The 17,897-nt window shown below is 70.5% G+C and carries 18 protein-coding genes; 11 read left to right on the top strand and 7 right to left on the bottom strand.

Annotation, left to right across the window (positions count from 1 at the left end):
* Positions 1-15: 15 nt before the first annotated feature.
* Complete coding sequence (locus tag BLQ91_RS37400) at positions 16-804, top strand: glycoside hydrolase family protein (protein ID WP_090104942.1); 789 nt, start codon at positions 16-18, stop codon at positions 802-804.
* On the opposite strand, the gene BLQ91_RS37395 is transcribed toward BLQ91_RS37400, so the two are convergent.
* The gene (locus tag BLQ91_RS37395) at positions 801-2,387 is read right to left on the bottom strand and encodes a DUF885 domain-containing protein (RefSeq protein ID WP_090104940.1); all 1,587 of its coding nucleotides are present in this window, start codon (positions 2,385-2,387) and stop codon (positions 801-803) included. The two genes, BLQ91_RS37400 and BLQ91_RS37395, sit on opposite strands and share 4 nt — an antisense overlap.
* A gap of 36 nt (positions 2,388-2,423) precedes the next feature.
* Between BLQ91_RS37395 and BLQ91_RS37390 the strand changes: the two genes are divergently transcribed.
* On the top strand, positions 2,424-2,726 hold the full coding sequence (locus tag BLQ91_RS37390; protein WP_245734235.1) for a hypothetical protein: 303 nt from the start codon (positions 2,424-2,426) through the stop codon (positions 2,724-2,726).
* A complete protein-coding gene (locus tag BLQ91_RS37385; protein WP_090104936.1) occupies positions 2,723-3,571 on the top strand; it encodes an ATP-grasp domain-containing protein in 849 nt (282 codons plus the stop codon). The genes BLQ91_RS37390 and BLQ91_RS37385 overlap by 4 nt, the downstream gene beginning before the upstream one ends.
* Before the next feature lie 186 nt (positions 3,572-3,757).
* On the opposite strand, the gene BLQ91_RS37380 is transcribed toward BLQ91_RS37385, so the two are convergent.
* Together BLQ91_RS37380 and BLQ91_RS37375 are read right to left on the bottom strand one after the other, a co-directional pair.
* A complete protein-coding gene (locus tag BLQ91_RS37380; RefSeq protein WP_090104934.1) occupies positions 3,758-5,335 on the bottom strand; it encodes a solute symporter family protein in 1,578 nt (525 codons plus the stop codon).
* Positions 5,332-5,742 carry a DUF485 domain-containing protein gene (locus tag BLQ91_RS37375; protein ID WP_090104974.1) on the bottom strand — a complete coding sequence of 137 codons (411 nt, stop codon included), beginning with the start codon at positions 5,740-5,742 and terminating at the stop codon, positions 5,332-5,334. Before BLQ91_RS37375 ends, BLQ91_RS37380 begins: the two co-directional genes overlap by 4 nt.
* Before the next feature lie 333 nt (positions 5,743-6,075).
* Between BLQ91_RS37375 and BLQ91_RS37370 the strand changes: the two genes are divergently transcribed.
* The 4 genes from BLQ91_RS37370 (at position 6,076) to BLQ91_RS37355 (ending at position 10,287) form a co-directional block, all read left to right on the top strand.
* Positions 6,076-8,721, top strand: a complete 2,646-nt coding sequence (locus BLQ91_RS37370) for a sensor histidine kinase (RefSeq protein ID WP_090104932.1) — start codon at positions 6,076-6,078, stop codon at positions 8,719-8,721.
* Positions 8,718-9,137: a roadblock/LC7 domain-containing protein gene (locus BLQ91_RS37365; RefSeq protein WP_090104930.1), complete on the top strand. Its 420-nt coding sequence runs from the start codon at positions 8,718-8,720 to the stop codon at positions 9,135-9,137. Before BLQ91_RS37370 ends, BLQ91_RS37365 begins: the two co-directional genes overlap by 4 nt.
* A 3-nt stretch (positions 9,138-9,140) precedes the next feature.
* Positions 9,141-9,689 (top strand): DUF742 domain-containing protein, encoded by a 549-nt coding sequence (locus tag BLQ91_RS37360; protein WP_090104928.1) that lies wholly within the window; start codon positions 9,141-9,143, stop codon positions 9,687-9,689.
* A gap of 79 nt (positions 9,690-9,768) precedes the next feature.
* Complete coding sequence (locus BLQ91_RS37355) at positions 9,769-10,287, top strand: hypothetical protein (protein ID WP_090104926.1); 519 nt, start codon at positions 9,769-9,771, stop codon at positions 10,285-10,287.
* A gap of 67 nt (positions 10,288-10,354) precedes the next feature.
* Here BLQ91_RS37355 and BLQ91_RS37350 read toward each other — a convergent pair whose 3' ends face one another.
* The gene (locus BLQ91_RS37350) at positions 10,355-10,819 is read right to left on the bottom strand and encodes a hypothetical protein (RefSeq protein WP_090104924.1); all 465 of its coding nucleotides are present in this window, start codon (positions 10,817-10,819) and stop codon (positions 10,355-10,357) included.
* 139 nt (positions 10,820-10,958) lie between these two features.
* On the opposite strand from BLQ91_RS37350, the gene BLQ91_RS37345 reads away from it, so the two are divergent.
* Positions 10,959-11,423: a GbsR/MarR family transcriptional regulator gene (locus BLQ91_RS37345; RefSeq protein ID WP_090104923.1), complete on the top strand. Its 465-nt coding sequence runs from the start codon at positions 10,959-10,961 to the stop codon at positions 11,421-11,423.
* A 10-nt stretch (positions 11,424-11,433) separates the two neighbouring features.
* Positions 11,434-12,537 (top strand): ankyrin repeat domain-containing protein, encoded by a 1,104-nt coding sequence (locus BLQ91_RS37340; protein ID WP_090104972.1) that lies wholly within the window; start codon positions 11,434-11,436, stop codon positions 12,535-12,537.
* Here BLQ91_RS37340 and BLQ91_RS37335 read toward each other — a convergent pair.
* Genes BLQ91_RS37335 through BLQ91_RS37325 form a run of 3 tightly spaced genes read right to left on the bottom strand, consistent with a single transcriptional unit; the run spans position 12,516 to position 15,114 of the window.
* A complete protein-coding gene (locus BLQ91_RS37335; RefSeq protein ID WP_090104971.1) occupies positions 12,516-13,442 on the bottom strand; it encodes a COX15/CtaA family protein in 927 nt (308 codons plus the stop codon). The genes BLQ91_RS37340 and BLQ91_RS37335 overlap by 22 nt on opposite strands.
* A gap of 11 nt (positions 13,443-13,453) precedes the next feature.
* Positions 13,454-14,212, bottom strand: coding sequence for an ABC transporter permease (locus BLQ91_RS37330; RefSeq protein ID WP_425412579.1), 759 nt, complete (start codon positions 14,210-14,212; stop codon positions 13,454-13,456).
* Entirely contained in the window at positions 14,209-15,114 is a 906-nt protein-coding gene (locus BLQ91_RS37325; RefSeq protein ID WP_245734241.1) for an ABC transporter ATP-binding protein, read from the bottom strand. Before BLQ91_RS37325 ends, BLQ91_RS37330 begins: the two co-directional genes overlap by 4 nt.
* A 201-nt stretch (positions 15,115-15,315) precedes the next feature.
* On the opposite strand from BLQ91_RS37325, the gene BLQ91_RS37320 reads away from it, so the two are divergent.
* Positions 15,316-15,891 (top strand): DUF998 domain-containing protein, encoded by a 576-nt coding sequence (locus tag BLQ91_RS37320; protein WP_090104921.1) that lies wholly within the window; start codon positions 15,316-15,318, stop codon positions 15,889-15,891.
* Entirely contained in the window at positions 15,888-17,873 is a 1,986-nt protein-coding gene (locus tag BLQ91_RS37315) for a glycosyltransferase (RefSeq protein WP_090104920.1), read from the top strand. The genes BLQ91_RS37320 and BLQ91_RS37315 overlap by 4 nt, the downstream gene beginning before the upstream one ends.
* Positions 17,874-17,897: the final 24 nt, after the last annotated feature.

Raw genomic sequence — 17,897 nt, 5'->3', positions numbered from 1 at the left:
TGGTAAGACCGGTGCATGCGAAAAACAACCCTGCTGCTGATCGCATGCCTGCTGCTCATGGGAGCGCTTCCATCACACGCCGTCTCCGCCAAGAAGGGCGTGAACGCGGCCGACGACCCCGGCCCGGCCGGCGCCGCGATGGCCGCGCTGGACGCCCGCTGGTACTACAACTGGGCCTCCGACCGGCGGGGGATCCAGAGCAGCGCCGAGTTCGTCCCGATGATCTGGGGCGCCGCCAGCGTCACCGACGCCGAGCTCCGCAACGCCAAGGCCAGCGGCCGGCAGCTGCTCGGGTTCAACGAGCCCGACCTGGCGGGCCAGGCCGACATGACCGTCGAACGCGCCCTCGACCTGTGGCCCCGCCTGCAGAGCACCGGTCTGCGGCTCGGCGCACCCGCGGTCGCGTTCGGCGGTGACGTCGCCGGCGGCTGGCTCGACCGGTTCATGGCCGGCGCGAAGGCGCGCAACCTGCGCGTCGACTTCATCCCGATCCACTGGTACGGCCAGGACTTCTCCAGCGCGGCCACCGGACACCTGGAGTCCTACCTGCGCAACGTGCACGCCCGTTACGGCAAACCGATCTGGCTCACCGAGTACGCGCTGATCGACTGGCGTTCCGGCCGGGCGGTCCACCCCACCGAACAGCAGCAGACCGCCTTCATCACCGCGTCGGCCAGGATGCTCGACGGGCTGCCGTTCGTGGAGCGGTACGCGTGGTTCACGCTCTCCACCAAGACCAGCCCGACCGGTCTCTCCACCGGCACGGCCCTCACCGCGGCGGGCCGCGCCTACCAGCGCGCCTAGTCCTCGCCCAGGGCCACCCGGCGCGCGAGCCCGAGCGGCAGCGCGCCGGACCCGGCGATCCGGTCGTGGAAGTCGCGCAACGACCCCAGCCCCGCGGCCAGGTACTCCTCGCGGATCGCGTCGATCTCCAACGCCCCCGTCAGGTACGACGGCGCCTGCGTCGGCCACGCGCAGTACCGCTTGACCTCGCCGGCGGCCGTGCCCGGCGTCAGCGCCGTGCGCGCCACCATGAACGACTCGGCCTCAGCGGGGGTCATGTCACCGCAGTGCAGCGCCGTGTCGACGATCATCCGCGCCGCCCGGAACAGCCGCGCCTCGACGTGGCCCATGAGAGCGCCCCTCGTCGTGTAGTACCCGACCGACCGCAGCAGCTTCTCCGAGTACAGCGCCCAGCCCTCGGAGAAGTACGACGTCCGGAACACCTTGCGCAACGGGTGCGCGGGCCCCTGCGCCGCCAGCCACGCCGAGTGCCAGTGGTGCCCGGGGTAGGCCTCGTGCACCGAGATCGTCGGCAGCTGCGACCGCGCGTTGGTGCGCAGCCGGTGCGCGACCTGCTCGTCCGTGGCGCCGTCGGGCGTGAACGGCACGAAGAAGTACCCGACCCGCCGTGACGTCAGCGGCGGCGGTCCGAGGTAGCTCGCCACCGACATGATCGCCCGCTGGAACGGCGGCGACGGCACCACCCGGCAGTCCTCGCCCTCGGGCATCGTGACCAGCGAGTGCTCCACCAACGCCGCCCGCGCCCGTGAGGTCTCCGCCTCGTACTCGGCACGCATCGCCTCCAGCGTCGGTGGGTGGTCGTCCTGCAACGAGCTCATCACCGCCCGCCAGTCCTCCGCGCCCGCCAGCTCCTCCAGCTCGGCCTCCAGCGACGCGTACGCGTCCTGCCCGCGCTGGTGCAGCTCCGGCGCCCCGTACCCGAGCAGCTCCTTGTCCTGCAACAGGGCCGAATAGAGCTTCTCGCCCATCCGCCAGTCGCCGCTCGCGCGCAGGGCCAGGTCCTCCAGGAACGCCGCGTGCCGGTCGAACGCCTCGGCCGCGGGCCCGGCCGCCTCGACCAGCACCGCGCGCAGCTCGGGTGACGACACCTGCAGCGGCAACGACTCCAGCAGGAACGACCGCCCCGTCCGCACCTGCCCGAGCGCCCTGCGCACGACCAGCTCCGACGCGAGGGACGGGTCGAGGTTCGCCTCCGCGGCGGCGAGGACCGACGGCACCTCCCGCAGCTTCGCCACCGCCGGCTCGACCAGCTCGGCCTCGGGCAGCAACCTGTGCAGGAACGGCCCCAGCAGCCCGAAGAACACGATCCCGGAGTACTCGTGCGGATCGCGCCGCCACCCCGGCCACGTCTCCGCCGCCGACGACCCGCGCAGCACCGACAGCGCGAGATCCCGGTCCACCGACGCCGGCAACGGCTCGAGCCGCGCCAGCCACGCCTCCTTCTCCCGGGCCCGCTGCTCGAACGCGGAGGCGGAGAAGTCCCCGAACGTCGAGTAGTGCTCGAGCGAACCGGCCGAGGCCGCGTGGGCGGGGTGGTGGTCGAAGTACCAGGAGAGGAAGGACGCCAGCGTGTCGGTGCTCACCCGGCTGAAGCTACTCGCTGGTTTTACAGTGTGGGGGTGTCTGATCAAACCGCGCAGAAGCGCATCGCCGACTTCGTGAAGGCCCACGGCAAGCCCGGCACGGCCGTCAAGGCCGTCGTCGAACCGATCGGCCGCGCCGGCGCGCGCATCGTGCTGGTCGGCGCGGACGGCGCCATGGGCGACGTCATGACGAAGGACGTCGAGTCCGCCACGGCCGCCGTCGAAGCCGCCGTCGAAGCCGCCGCCGACGTCGAGGCGGCCGAGTGGGACCGCGAGACCACCGCCGCCACGAAGATCGGTCCCGCCCACCGCCGCAAGATGGCCAAGATGCAGTCATGAAGGTCGTGCTCGCCTCGTGCGACCGGCTGCCCTCCGGCGACGGCGACGAGGAAGCACTCGTCGCCGCGCTGGAGCGCGACGGCGTGGAGGTCGTGTGGCAGCCGTGGGGCGGGCCCGTTACGGCCGACCTCGTGGTGCTGCGCACGACCTGGGACTACCCGGACCGGCTCGACGAGTTCCTGACGTGGTGTGCCGGGGTGCGCGGACTGGCGAACCCGCTGCCGGTGGTGCGGTGGAACACCGACAAGTCGTACATGGTCGAGCTCGCCGAGCGCGGCGTCGCCGTGGTGCCCACCGCCGTCGTGCTCCCCGGACAAGACGTCGTCTTCCCCGCCGGGGAGTTCGTGGTGAAGCCCGCCGTCGGTGCGGGGTCGCGCGGCGCCGGCCGGTTCACCGACCACGCCGAGGGTTCCGCACACCTCGAGGCCCTGGGTGGCAAGGCGCTGGTGCAGCCCTACCAGTCCAGTGTGGACGCGAACGGCGAGACCGCGCTGGTGTTCTTCGCCGGTGAGTACTCGCACGCGTTCCACAAGGGACCGATGCTGGCCCAAGGTCTGGCCGAGGCGGAGTCCGGGCTCTACGTCGAGGAACGCCTCGGGAGCATCGAGCCGTCGCGCCGTCAGGTGGAGCTCGGTGAGCAGGTGCTCGACGTGGCCGCGGACCTGCTCTCGTTGCGGCGCAGCGACTTCCTGTACGCACGCGTGGACGTCGTCGAGGGGCCGGACGGCGAACCGGTGCTGCTCGAACTGGAGCTGACCGAGCCGTCGCTCGGGTTCAAGCACACGAACGAGGAAGCCGCGTCGCGGTTCAGCAAGGTGATCCAGGCGGCGGCGTCGCGGGGCTAGTCCGATGTGCCCCGGCCGTGGGCCGGTGGAGGAACGCGGGGCGTCGGGCGCGGCCGGCACGACCGGTCCGTCATTCACCGCGACCAGTGAAGACGCAGGTCAAACACTCAACAGCCGGTGGACAACTGAAGGTCCCGCCGTCCTGCTCCAGGGCCACCACACCGACCCTGGAGCACCGCCACACCACTAGCGCAGACCCGACCCGATCGCGGTCAGCCCGCGCACCTCCATCTCCGCCTGCTTCTCCGCGTCCGCCCGCTCCCCGCCGAGCACCGTCCCGAGGAACCCGGCCAGGAACGACAGCGGGATCGACACGATGCCTGGGTTCGCCAGCGGGAAGAACGCGAAGTCCACGTCCGGGAACACCGAGGACTTCGAGCCGGAGATCGCGGGCGAGAACAGGATGAGCAGCAAGCACGACGTGAGGCCGCCGTAGATGCTCCACAGGGTGCCGCGCGTGTTGAACCGCTTCCAGAACATGGAGTACAGCAGCGTCGGCAGGTTCGCGGACGCGGCCAGCGCGAACGCGAGGGCGACCAGGAAGGCGATGTTCTGGCCGTTCGCCGCGATGCCTCCGGCGATCGCGAGCACGCCTACGCAGACCGCGGTGATGCGGGCCACGCGGACCTCGTCGCGCGGGTCGGCCTCGCCGTGCTTGATGACGTTCGCGTAGACGTCGTGCGCGAACGACGCCGAGGCGGTCAGGGTCAGGCCGGCCACGACGGCGAGGATCGTGGCGAACGCCACGGCGCAGACGATGCCGAGGAGCACGGTGCCGCCGATCTTGAACGCCAGCAGCGGTGCGGCCGAGTTCTCGCCGCCCGGTGCGCTGGTGATCTCGTCGGTGCCGACGAGGGCCATCGCACCGAAGCCGATGACGAGGGTGCACGAGTAGAAGATCGCCATCATCCACGTGGCCCACACGACGGACTTACGTGCTTCGCGGGCGTTCGGGACTGTGTAGAAGCGCATCAGTACGTGCGGCAACGCTGCGGTGCCGAGCACGAGGGCCAGTGCGAGAGAGATGAAGTCGATTTTCGACAAGCCCGTGGCGCCGTACTTCACGCCCGGTGAGAGGACGGCTTCGCCCAAGGGGGAGCGTTGCGTGGCGCGGTCGAGCATCGAGGAGATGTCGAAGCCGAACTTGCCGATGAGGAAGATCGTCAGCAGCGACACCGACAGCAGCAGCAGGACGGCCTTGATGATCTGCACCCACGTGGTGCCCTTCATGCCGCCGACCAGCACGTACAGCACCATGACGATGCCCACGACCGCGATGATGACGGCCTGGCCGACCTTGCTGTGCACGTCCAGCAGCAACGCCATGAGGCCGCCGGCGCCCGCCATCTGCGCGATCATGTAGAACAGCGAGATGACCAGCGTGGCGTTCGCCGCCGCCGCGCGCACGGGGCGCTGGCGCATGCGGAACGCCATGACGTCACCCATCGTGAAGCGGCCGGTGTTGCGCAGCCGTTCCGAGATGAGCATCAGGCCGATCAGCCAGGCGACGACCCACCCGATCGAGTACATGAAGCCGTCGTAGCCGTTCACGGCGATCGCGCCGGAGATGCCGAGGAACGACGCGGCGGAGAGGAAGTCGCCGGAGAGCGCGATGCCGTTCTGCGTTCCCGTGAAACTGCTGCCCGCCGCGTAGTAGTCGGACGCGCTGACGTTCCTCGTCGACACCCGGTAGACGATGTAGAGCGTCAGCAGGACGAAGACTCCGAAGACGGACAGGTTGATCGCGGTGTTCGTCCCGGTCACGCGAGCTCCTCGTCGGTTTCCGCGAGCGCGCGCACCTTCTCGACCTGCGGGTCGAGCTTCCGCTTGGAGTAACGCGCGTACGCCATTGTGATGATGACGGTGGTGACGATCTGGAGAAATCCCATCGTCAAGCCGACGTTCACCGTTCCGAACAGCGGGGTGCTCATGAAGTCGACGGCGTAGGCGGAAAGCAATACGAACGTGACGTACCAAGCCAGGAACAGCAACGTCGCCGGGAGAATGAAGCGGGTGATGCGCCGCTTCAGCGCGAGGAAATCGTCACTCGTTTGGATGGAACTGTAATCCGGCTCTCCGTCACCATCTATGAGCAATGAGTGACGGGGTTCTTCAAAGGTCGCGAAACCGGGGGAGGCCGGGCGTGACACGGAGGGCAGCGCCTTCGTCATCAACCGCTCGCATTCGTTACGGGGAGTGCCCGGCGAGACTCCGCGCGGAAGGCGCGTCCGATCCGGGGGTGGGAGGCGCAAGCGTAACCACGAGTGGCGGGGAGTCAATCCCCTGAACCCCCAGGACCACCCCAAAAGGTAGAACGTCACCGTCGGTGATCGATCGTGCACGCGTGAGGTCGTTGTCGCGTCACGCTGTCTGGCCTACTATCCGCTCACACCCGGTACGGCTGATCTGGATATCGAGCTGCGGGGGTATCGACTCTCGAGGATTCACCAGGCCAGGAGGTAGCCGATAGTGGGGCACTTCGAGCGCGCCTTGGGGACCATTTCGTGAATGTCGAGTGGAGAAAGATCAGCGACTGGCGCAACTGGAGGCTGCCGGTCAAGCTCGGCGTCGTGCTGCTGGTGCCGGTCGCCGTTGCCGTCGGTGCGGGCGCCCTGCAGATCTCCGGCTACGTCGACCGGTCCAACGACTACGTGCGGATGCAGGGCCTGGTTCGCCTGAGGGCGGATCTCGCGCCGTTGATCTCCAGCGTCCAGCAGGAACGCACGCTCGCCGCGCAGAGCTCCACGAGCGGCTCCGGCGTCGGCGCCTACCAGAACCAGATCCGCTCGACGGACAACGCCGCCGAGACGCTGCGCCGCCGTGTCGACCGCACGGACGGCATTAGCGACGTCTCGCGCAGCCGCTTCGTCGAGCTCGGCGGTCAGCTGGAGACGCTGAAGAACCTGCGCGAGAAGGTCGCGCAGGGCGGCGACGGCGGCGACCCGTCCGGCGGCACCGCGGGCTACGCGGCGATCGTGAAGTCGTTGCTGGACTTCGAGCAGGCGCTCATCGGCCAGTTCAACGACAACGCCATCTCGGGCACCGCCGCGGCGCTGCACAACCTCGTCATCGCGCAGGAGCAGGTCTCGCTGCAGCACGCCGTCGTCCTGGCGGCGATCGGCCGGGGCAAGCTCCTCGGCCCCGAGGTCCGCGTGCTGGAGCAGTCCGACATCCGGCTGCAGGACCGCCTGGGCGACTTCCAGGCCATCGGCACCACCGACCAGCGCCGCGCCTACGACCAGACCGTGACCGGTGCCGCCGTGGCGAACCGCTCCGCCCTCGTCGAACGCGCGCTCACCCAGCCCGACGGCACGCCGCCCCCGGCCACCCGTCCCGGCCAGCCGAAACCCGCGCCGTCGTTCGGCATCGCCGTCGAGGACTGGAACAGGTCCTCCGGCACGACCGCGCGGCTGATGGAGCAGGTCGTCCGGCAGATGCAGGACGAGCTCGCGGACTCCGCCGCGGCTCTGCAGGACGACACGTCCAACAAGGCCGGCGCCGCCGCGGTCATCCTGCTCGCGATGCTGCTGGTCGCCGGCACGCTCGGCTTCGTCATCGGCCGCTACCTGCTGCGCTCGCTGTCCGAGCTGCGGCACTCCGCGCTCGACGTGGCGCACCACCACCTGCCCGAGGTCGTCGCCGCCATCCGCGCCGACCGCAAACCGGACACCGAGATCGAACCGGTGCCCGTGCACACCAGCGAGGAGTTCGGCCAGCTCGCCCGCGCGTTCGACGCGGTGCACGAGCAGGCCATCCGCTCCGCCGTCGAGCAGTCGACGATGCGGTCGGGCATGAAGAACATCTTCGTCAACCTGTCGCGCCGCTCGCAGGGCCTCGTCGAGCGCCAGCTCAAGCTCATGGAGGAGCTCGAGCGCCACGAGGAGAACCCCGAGCAGCTGGCGAACCTGTTCAAGCTCGACCACCTCGCCACGCGCATGCGCCGCAACAACGAGAACCTGATGGTGCTGTCCGGCAGCGACGTCGCCCGCCGGTTCCACCAGCCCGTCCCGCTGGCCGACGTGCTGCGCGCCGCCGCGTCCGAGATCGAGCACTACCAGCGCGTCGTCGTGAAGTCGACGCCGTCGGTCGAGATCGTCGGCTACGCGGCCAGCGACCTGGTGCGCCTCGTCGCGGAGCTGCTGGACAACGCCACCGCGTTCTCCGCGCCCGCCACGCAGGTCGTGATCGGCTCCCGGCTCGACCAGCAGGGAGCCGTGCTCGTCGAGGTCGCCGACGAGGGCATCGGCATGGGTCCGGCCGAACTGACCGAGGCCAACGAACGGCTGTCGTCCGGCAACGAGGAGGACGTGCCCGTCTCGCGCCAGATGGGTCTGTTCGTCGTCGGACGCCTCGCGGGCCGCCACGGCATCACCGTGCGCCTGCGCGGGGCGGGGGAGGGCCGCGAGGGCCTGCGGGCGTTCGTGTTCGTGCCGGCGGAGCTCGTCCGCTCGCGCGAGGAGGCCGCCCCGGCACCGTCCCAGCCGCGGCACGCCGCGCTGCCGCAGCCGAAGCCGGCGCTGGCCAAGCAGCCGCACGTCGTCGTGAAGACCCCGAACCTGGCACCGCCCGCCCCGGTCATCGAGCAACCGCGCGAGTCGGCCGAGTGGTCGTCGTTCCGCGGCGCCGCGATCGACGAGTCGGCACCCCAGCCCGCGCCCCAGCGCGCCCACCACCCCCAGCCCGCGCCCCGTGCCGCGCAAACCCCGTACAACGGGGTGCCGGCCGAGTCGCCCGGCGAGAAGACGTCGTCCTGGTTCGCGGGCAGCGGTGGCTCGGCCGAACCGGTCGACGGCGGCCGTTCGCCGGCGGCGTCCCGATCCGAGCCCTCCCCGGCCTCGTCACCGTCCGTAGTGGCATCCTGGTTCGGCAAGAAGCCGGGCGGGACCGTCTGGGAACAGGCGGGCGACCCCGTCGCGGACGCCGGCGAGACCGATGCCGGCTTGCCGAAACGGGCGCCGCGTAAGAACCTGCTTCCCGACCTCGCGGAACGTCCCGAGAACGGCACACGCCCTGCGGTGGGCCAGAAGCGCGATCCGGAACGAGCACGAGGGTTTCTCGCGAGCTACCAGACGGGCCTGCGCCAGGCCCCGCTGGGCGGCGGGAGTGGCAACGGCCAGGGGAACGGCCAGTGGAACGGGGAGAAGGCATGAGCACGCCTCAGTCGCGCCAGGTGGACCAGTTCGGCTGGTTGGTCACGAACTTCACCGATCGCGTGGCCGGTGTCGCCCACGCGATCGTCATCTCGGTGGACGGCCTGCTGCTCACCAAGTCGTCGGGCCTCCCGCCGGAGCGCGCCGACCAGCTCGCCGCCATCGCCTCGGGCGTCGCGGCGCTCACGGCGAGCGCCTCGCGCTGTTTCGACGGGGGCGGAGTGTTGCGCACCGTGATCGAGATGGACTACGGGATCATGCTCCTCATGTCCATTCGAGACGGGTCTTGTCTGGCGGTTCTCGCCGCGCCCGACAGCGATGTCGGCCAGGTGGCCTACGAGATGACCGTGGTCGTCGACCAGGTGGGCCAGATCCTCACCCCCGAACTGCGAGCGCAGCTGCACAGCGTGAGGTGATCCATGAGTTCTTCTCCTGACGCGCCCCGGCGACGGCGGCGGGCCCAGACGCCCGCCGAACAGACGTTCGCCGACCTGATGAACGGGTTCTCGCTGGACTCGAGTCGCAAGCGGACGCACGAGCCGGAGTCCGCCACGCCCGGACAGGACGAAGTTCCCGTCGTGCGGCAGGAGGAGGTCCCCGCCTTCGAGCCGGTGCTCCCGGAGGCCTCCGACGCCTCGATCGTTCGTGCGTACGCCTGGACGGGCGGGCGCACGCGGTCGAACGTCAGCCTCGAGATCGAGACACTTGTCTCCGCGAATGATCAGACTCGGCAGTCGGCAGGTATCTTGCAGGCTGAGCACCAACGCGTCGTCGAGCTCTGCCACTCCCCGCGGTCCGTCGCGGAGGTGGCGGCACTGATGCGGCTCCCGCTGGGAGTCGTGAAGGTGTTGCTCGGCGACATGGCGGAACGAGGTCTGGTGGACGTGCACCAGACCGCTTCCGCGGGCGGTGACACGCCGGACCTCGGGTTGATGGAGAGAGTGCTGAGTGGACTACGTCGGCTCTAGATTTCCCGAATTCGGGCCCCCAGGGCCGCCCGGACGGGAGCTGACCTCGGCCAAGATCGTCGTAGCCGGCGGTTTCGGCGTGGGCAAGAGCACCTTCATCAGGTCCATCGTGGAGAACGACCTCCTCTCGATGAGCGCACTCCCGCCCGAACGCGCGGGCGGCGTCACGGAACTCGTGCGCATCCAGTTCGGACGCGTGTGGCTCGACCCGGGCCTCGCCCTGCACCTCTTCGTGGCCCCGCAGTGGCAGGACCCGCGCGCGGGCTGGAAAGACGTGGTGCGTGGCGCCGTCGGTGCCGTGGTGCTGTTCGACGTGATGCGCCCCGCCGACTCCGTCGACGCGATGCGGTACTTCGAGGACCACAACATCCCGTACGTGCTGGCGCTGAACAACGTGCACGCGTCTGTCCGGTCGGACGTGAAGGCCATCATCCGCGGCATGGGGATCTCTCCCGACGTGCCGGTGCTGAACTGCGATCCGCGCGTGCGGCTGTCCGTGCGGGAGACGCTGATCTCGCTGACGGAACACGCCAAGCTGGACCGGTGGCGGCGCCGGGCGGGACCTGACGAGACGACCCCGCTCGCGCCCGTGTGCTGATCAGCCCGGCTTCCGCGGGCCATCCGGAACCGGGAGCGATCCGCCTCCCGGTTCTCGCTTTCCGGGGCTAGCGCCGAAGCTCGATGAGCTGCCGGGTGTGCCCGGGAACGTGGTTCGCGGCGAGGCCGTGGACGAGGTCGGCGAGCGGCACCGGCTGGTCGACCAGCACCTCGTCCCCGGACATCAGCAGCGTCGGCACCGGCACCGCGCCGGACGCCTCGTCGAGCCGGTCGGCGACGTCGCAGAGGACGGCCGCCTGGTGGCGCACGCCGTCGATCAGGCCGGCCCTGCCGGCATGCGCGCCGATGATGCGGTCGAGGTTCCCGCCGTCGAGGCAGATCCGGTTGTCGAACGCGGGCCGCGCGCCGGACACGACGCCGAGGGCGACAGCGGTGGTCGCGGCGTCGACGCTGAGGACGTGGGCCAGCACCTGGTCGGTGTCCCAGCCGCCGTCGGCGGCGTCACCGAGGTCCGGCAGCGCCGCCATCTCGAAGAACTCCTCGTACGCGCTGCGTAGTGCGGTCGTGTCCACGGGTACGTCCTCGGGTCGAAGTCGGCTGATGTGCAACCAATGGTTGCACGTTGAATCCCGCTCTGCAACCACGAGGTTGCACAAGCCGTTGACAAGATCGCTACGATGATTTCAGTGTCGACCGAAAGGGATCACTGAGATGAGCGTCGGCAGGGAAACCCGCCTCTCGGCCTGGATCGAGCGCTTCGCCGCCCACTTCGCGGAGGAGGGCATCCCGCTGATCGGCGGCCGCATCCTCGGCTACCTGCTCGTGTGCCAGCCGGTCGAGCGCACCGCCGCCGAGCTCTCGCAGGAGCTGGAGGCCAGCAGCGGGTCGATCAGCACGAACCTCAAGTACCTGGTCAACGTCGGCCTGGTGACCAAGCGGACCCGCCGCGGCCGGCAGGCGGCCGAGTACCGGATCAACGAGAAGGCCTGGACGGAGTTCATCCAGCGCAAGCTCAACGCCATCGCGAGCGTCCAGACGCTCACCGACGACGGCATGCGGCTGCTCAGCGGTGACCCCGAGCGCGCGCAGCGGCTGAAGACCGTCGACCGGCTGTACGGTTGGCTCTCGGAGGAACTTCCCGCTTTGTGGGAGCGCAGGCCCGCCGCGCCGAAGTAGCGTGGGTGCCATGTGGCACCCGTTCCGCGACGACGTCGAGTACTACGAGGAGCGGGCGCGCGGGCTGCTCGCCTCCGCGTGGGACGGGGTGCCCGGCGCGCTCGAGGTCTTCGACGACGTGCCGCTTACGGACGAGGGCGCGCACATCGTGCTCGCCCAGGCCCACGGCTGCCAGGACTGGAAGGCGCTCAAGGCCAACATCCGCAAGCCCCGGCCGTTCGCCCGCGCCTACCAGGCCATCGAGATGCGGAACCCCGGTGAGCTGCAGGCGATCATCACGCGGGACCCGTGGCTCGTGAAGGCCAGCGGTACCAACGGCAACGACCTCCTCGGCCTCGCCACGGCCAAGTACGACGAGCGGCTGGTCGAGGTGATGCTCAACGCCGGTGCGGACGTCGACCACCGCAACGTCCACGGCTGGACGGCGTTGCACCAGGCGGCCTGCGCCGGTCTCGACGACCTGGCGGCGCTCCTGCTGGCGAAGGGCGCGCGCACGGACCTGGAAGCGCGCGGCGAGGGCGGCACACCGCTGGCCGTCGCGTTGTTCTGGGGCAACACGAAGACCGCCGAACTGCTGGCGCGGCACGGAGTGCACCCGCCGAACCTGCGCGTCGCCGCCGGGCTGGGCGACCTCGGCCTCGCCACCGCGCCGGAGGCCGGCCGCGGCTACTACCGGCCGCACAGCGGTTTCCCGCGCTGGTGGCCGACGAACGACCCGCAGGAGGTGCTGGACGAGGCGCTGTCGTGGGCCGCCCGCAACGACCGCGTCGAGGTCCTGGGCGACCTGCTCAAGCGCGGCGCCCGGATCGACGCCGACGTCTACCGCGGTACGGCGCTGGCGTGGACCGCGTGGTGCGGGCTGGAGAACGCCACCCGCGTGTTGCTCGACCTGGGCGCGAACCCCAACCAGCGCACGACGTTCGGCGGTCCGATGCACGGCGAGGGCGTGACGGCGCTGCACCTCGCGGCCGAGCGCGGCCACCTGCCGGTCATCCGGGTCCTGCTGGACGCGGGCGCCGACCGGACCATCACCGACGTCAACTTCGAGGCCACGCCCGCGAACTGGGCGGGCCACAACGACCAGGGCGAGGCTCAGGCGTTGCTGAGCGCCTGATCGCCGGGGGCGGGCAGCTCGACCTGGTGCGTGCGCTCGCGCGACGACGTCCACAGCGCGGCCGTGGCGATGACGACGGCACCGGCGCCGAGCACGTGCAGCGACACGAGCACCTCGGGCACCCCGGTCCAGTACTGGACCATTCCCAGCGCGCCCTGGGCGAGCACGACGCCGACCAGCGTCCAGTACGCGCGGGTGCGGGTGAAGAACCCGACCGCGATCAGCAGGCCCAGGAACAGGAACAGCAGGTCCGCGTGGATCTGCGCGAGCGTTGCGACGTCGCCGCCCAGCCGCGGCGTGGAGGCGTCACCGGCGTGCGGGCCGGCGGCCGTCACCCACGTGCCCGCCACCAGCAGCGCGCCCAGCACGACCGCCATGACGACCTGAAGCCTCATCAACGGTGCCGGCACCTTGAGCCGCGCCGGCCCGTCGCCCTCGGACAGCGAGCTCACCAGCAGCACGGCCATCCACACGAGCGCCATCGAGATCATGAAGTGGATCGACACGGTGTACCAGGCGAGGCCCGTGAGCACCGTGATGCCGCCGACGACGGCCTGCACGACAACGCCGACGAGCTGCACGAGCGAGAGCACCAGCACCCGGCGGCGGCGCGGGAGGTGGAACCACGCGGCCAGCACGCACAGGCCCGCGATGACGCCGACGACGCCCGTCAGCGTCCGGTTGCCGAACTCGACCCACTGGTGCAGGGTCGCGACCTCGGGGTGGTCGACCGGGGTGACGCTGCCCTCGAAGCACTGCGGCCAGGTCGGGCAGCCGAGGCCCGAGCCGGTCACGCGGACGATCGACCCGGTGACCGCGATTCCGGCCTGCGCGATGACGACGGCAATCGCGAACGCGCGCTGCCAGGACACGAGGAAGGCGGTCAGCTTCGACACGCCACTGATGGTAGGCGTGCTCAGGTCAGGCGAGTCGTCCGGGTTGCCAGTGCCCCGGCGACAACGCCCCAGGCCACGAGCACCGCGACGGGGCCCGCACCGGGTGCCGTGCCGTGCACCACAGAAGTCTCCAGGGCCTCGGCGAGCGCGGCCGACGGCAGCAGGTGGATGAACCCGACGGGCGCCGACAGCGCCACACCGCCGGCCATCAGCAGCGCGAACCAGATGATGTTCGCCAGCGCGAGCACGATCTCGGCCCGCAGCGAGCCGCCGAGCAGCACGCCCAGCGCACCGAACGTCAGCGTGCCCAAGATGATCAGCAGCACGACCCACGGCAGGCCCGAGAGCGGGAAGCGCCAGCCCAGGACCAGCGCCGTCACCGCCAACAGGGTGATCTGGAGCGCCACGACGACCAGGGCGCCGCAGACCCTTCCGGCGACCAGCAGCCACCGGGGCAGCGCGGAGGCCGAGAGCCGCTTCAGCACGCCGTAGCGCCGGTCGAACCCGAGTGCGATGGCCTGCCCGGTGAACGCCGACGAGATGATCGCCAGCGCGAAGATCCGCGCCGTCGCCGAACCCACGCGGGGCTCGGGCATCGGGATCACCGACATCACCGACAGGGCCACCAGCAGCGCCAGCGGGATGAGCACGGTCAGCAGGACCTGCTCGCCGTTGCGCAACGTCAGCATCGCCTCGGTGCGGGCGTGCACGAACAGCATCTTCGGCAGCGAGCCGCGGCCGGGCGCGGGCTTGAAGGTGCCGGGAGCGAAGGTGGTCACGAACGCAGCTCCCTGCCGGTCAGCTCCAGGAAAACGTCTTCGAGGCTGCGCTTGGCGACCGTCAGCTCCTCGGCCAGCACGCCCTGCTGCGCGCACCACGACGTGACGGTCGAGACGACCTGCGGGTCGATGTGACCCTCCACGACGTACGCGCCCCTCGTCGCCTCGCGCACCTTCAGCCCCTCGGGCAGTGCGGCGGACAGCAACGACGTGTCGAGACCCGGCCGCGCGCGGAACCGCAGCTGCTGGTCGTCCGGCCGGTTGGCGGTCAGCTCGGCGGGCGTGCCCTGCGCGACCACGCGGCCCTGGTCGATGATCACGACGTCGTCGGCGAGCGCCTCGGCCTCGTCCATGAGGTGCGTCGTGAGCAGCACGGCCACGCCGTCGTCCTTGAGGGCGCACACCAGGTCCCACACCAGCCGGCGCGCCTGCGGGTCCATGCCCGCGGTCGGTTCGTCGAGGAACACGAGCTCGGGACGGCCGATCAGCGCGCACGCCAGGGAAAGCCGTTGCTGCTGCCCGCCGGAGAGCCTCTTGTACGGGGTGCGCGCCGCACCGCCGAGCCCGAGGACCTCGATGAGCCACTTCGGGTCGAGGGGGTTCTTCGCGCACGCGGCCACGAGGTTCAGCATCTCCTCGGCGCGGATGCCGGGATAGCCGCCACCGCCCTGCGGCATGACGCCGATCCGCGGCCGCAGCTCCTCGGAGCCCGCGGCGAGACCGAGCACGCGCACCGAGCCGTCGTCGGCTCGCCGGAAGCCCTCGCAGATCTCGACGGTCGTCGTCTTGCCCGCGCCGTTGGGTCCGAGCAGCGCGAGAACGGTGCCGGGCTGCTGGACGAGGTCGAGGCCGTCGACGGCGGTCTTCGAGCCGTACCTCTTGACCAGCCCCGACACTTCCACCGCAGGCTGGGGATTCGGGCTCACGACCACGCAGCCTAGGCGGTCCGGGCAATCCGCACTCGACCGGGTTACGGCCCTCATTCCCGGAGTACGGCGGAAAAAGGTGGGGCTGGCCCTACCCCGGTACCTCAGGGACACCTCAGGGTCGCGTCGGGGGAGTTCCCCATTGGTTGATCACCGCGTTCACCAGAGAATTTTCTCGTGGTCGAGGTGGGGGCGAAAAGGCGGGGCCTGGCGGTCGGGGGACTGGTGTTGTCACTGGTCCCGATTTTCTACCTGCACGTCGTGTCGGCGGGTCAGCTCAACCCGGTCACGGACGTGATCAGCGACTACGTCTTCGTCGACAACGGCACGGGGTGGCTCGCGGCGACGTCTCTCGGTCTCGCGGCCGTGTCGGCGCTGCTCGCCGTCAACCTGCGGGGTGTGGGCAGGTCAGCGCAGTGGTTGATCGGCATCTGGTCGGCGGGGCTGGCGGTGGCGACGATCTTCCCGACGGACCCGGCGGGGGCGCCGACGTCGACGTCGGGCTACGTCCACCGCTACGCCGGGGCGGTGATGTTCGTGGCGCTGCCCGCCGCGGGCGTGCTCATCGCCCGGCAATTTCCGGCCCTGATCGGTATCGCAACAACGGCGAGCATCTCCAGCGCGGCATTTCTGGTCAGCCACGTTTCGTTCGCCGGTTTCGAGGCGCGCGGGCTGACCGAACGCGTTTTGTTCGCATCCCTTTACGCACTCCTTTTCGCCATCGCGGCACTACAGGTGAGGCGCACGCCATGACACTGCTCGCCATCACGCTCGCCGTGCTCGGCGCCGTCTGCTTCGCCTTCGCGGCACGCCTGCAGCACGACGTGGTCGCCTCGACCGGTGCGCGCGCCGGTGTCCTGCGCCAGCCCCGCTGGCTGGGCGGCCTCGCGCTGCTGGTCGCCGGTGCCGGGGTGCACGCCGCCGCGCTGGGCATGGCTCCGCTGACCGTCGTGCAGCCGATCGGTGTCGTCGCGATCGGCCTGACCGCGTTGCTGGACCGCCGTTTCCGCGAGATGCCCGCGATCCTGCTCACGACCGTGGGCGTGGGTGCGTTCGTGTTGCTGGCCTCCGGCAGTGCGACCGCCACGAGGGTGGCGCCGGACGCCGAACTCACGGCCGGGCTCGTCACTCTCGGCGCGATCGCGGTGCCTGGCCTCGTGGCTGCCCTGACATCCAACGCACGCATCCGCGCTGTGGCATTCGCATCAGCCGGTGGCGTCGCGTACGGGTACGTGTCCGTCCTGATGCGCGCCGTCTCGCAGTCGGTGCAGCAAGGCGGTTTCGGGCTCTCGCACCTCGCGTCGGTGCTCGGCATCGCCCTCTCGCTCGCCGTCGGCGGCTGGATGGTCCAGCTCGCCTACGCGGGCGGACCCCCTCATCTCGCCGTCGCCTGCCTGACCGTGGTGGACCCGCTGATCGCGGTGGGCATCGGCGCCTTCCTGCTCGGCGAGGCCGCGCACCTGTCCGTCATGACCGGTGCCGCGCTGTTCGCCTGCGCTCTCGCCGCTGTTTTCGGCGTGTTCGCACTTGCTCGTCAACCTCGTGAAAACATCCGAACGGAGCTTCCCGTGAACACCTCCAGCGCCCTGCGCGTCGTCATCGCCGCCGACACGTTCCCGCCGGACGTCAACGGTGCCGCGCGCTTCGCGCAGCGCCTGGCGGTCGGTCTCGCCGGCAACGGCCACGACGTGCACGTCATCGCCCCGGACTCGCCGAAGGCCACCGACATCCCCGGCGTGACGGTGCACCGGCTGCGGTCGCACCGGCTGCCGTTCTACCCGGACTTCCGCTTCTGCCTGCCCTGGCAGGCGTCGAAGGAGGCCGACGAACTGGTCAAGGCGCTCAAGCCGGACGTCGTGCACGTGCAGGCGCACTTCGTGGTGGGCCGGTTCGTCCTCAACTCCGCCGTCGCCCAAGGCATACCGACCCTCGCGACCAACCACTTCATGCCGGAGAACCTGTTCAGCCACGCGCACGTGCCGGCGTTCCTGCAGGGCCTGTCCCGCAAGTGGGCCTACCGCGACCTGGCCCGCGTGTTCGGCCGCGCCGACGTCGTCACCGCCCCGACACCGCGCGCCGTGCAGCTGCTGCACGAAAGCGGCTTCCCCGAACGCGCGATCCCCGTGTCGTGCGGCATCGACATCGCCCGCTACCGGCGCTCGGTCACCCGCAACGACCGCCCGACCGCCCTGTTCGTCGGCCGGCTCGACGAGGAGAAGCGCGTCGGCGAGTTCCTGCGCGCCCTGGCCCGCGTGCCGGGCGCGTCCGGCGAGATCGTCGGCGACGGCACCTGCAGGGCCGAGTGGGAGCTGCTGGCCCGCGACCTGCAGATCGCCGACCGCGTGCGCTTCCACGGCTTCGTCTCCGAAGACGAACTGCTCGACGCCTACGCCCGCGCCGACCTGTTCGTCATGCCCGGTGTCGCCGAGCTGCAGAGCCTCGCCACCATGGAGGCGATGGCCGCGGGCAAACCGGTCATCGCCGCGAACGCCATGGCCCTGCCACACCTGGTGCACCCCGGCCGCAACGGCTGGCTGTTCGAGCCCGGCGACGTCAACCAACTCGCCCAACGCCTGCACACCCTCGTCCACGACGCCCCCATGCGGGCCCGCATGGGGGCCGCCAGCAGCGAGATCATCTCCCACCACGCGCTGGCCACGACGCTGGAACGCTTCGAGGGCCTCTACGCACGAGCGATGGGACGCACCGCACCCGTCATCGCACTGGCGGCCTGACGGTTGCGCACGGGAACGGCCTGG

The sequence above is a fragment of the Lentzea jiangxiensis genome (genome assembly GCF_900104175.1).
GTDB classification, from domain to species: domain Bacteria; phylum Actinomycetota; class Actinomycetes; order Mycobacteriales; family Pseudonocardiaceae; genus Lentzea; species Lentzea jiangxiensis.
The sequence above is the reverse complement of the archived record's forward strand: the minus strand, read 5'-3'. Positions and strand labels throughout refer to the sequence as shown.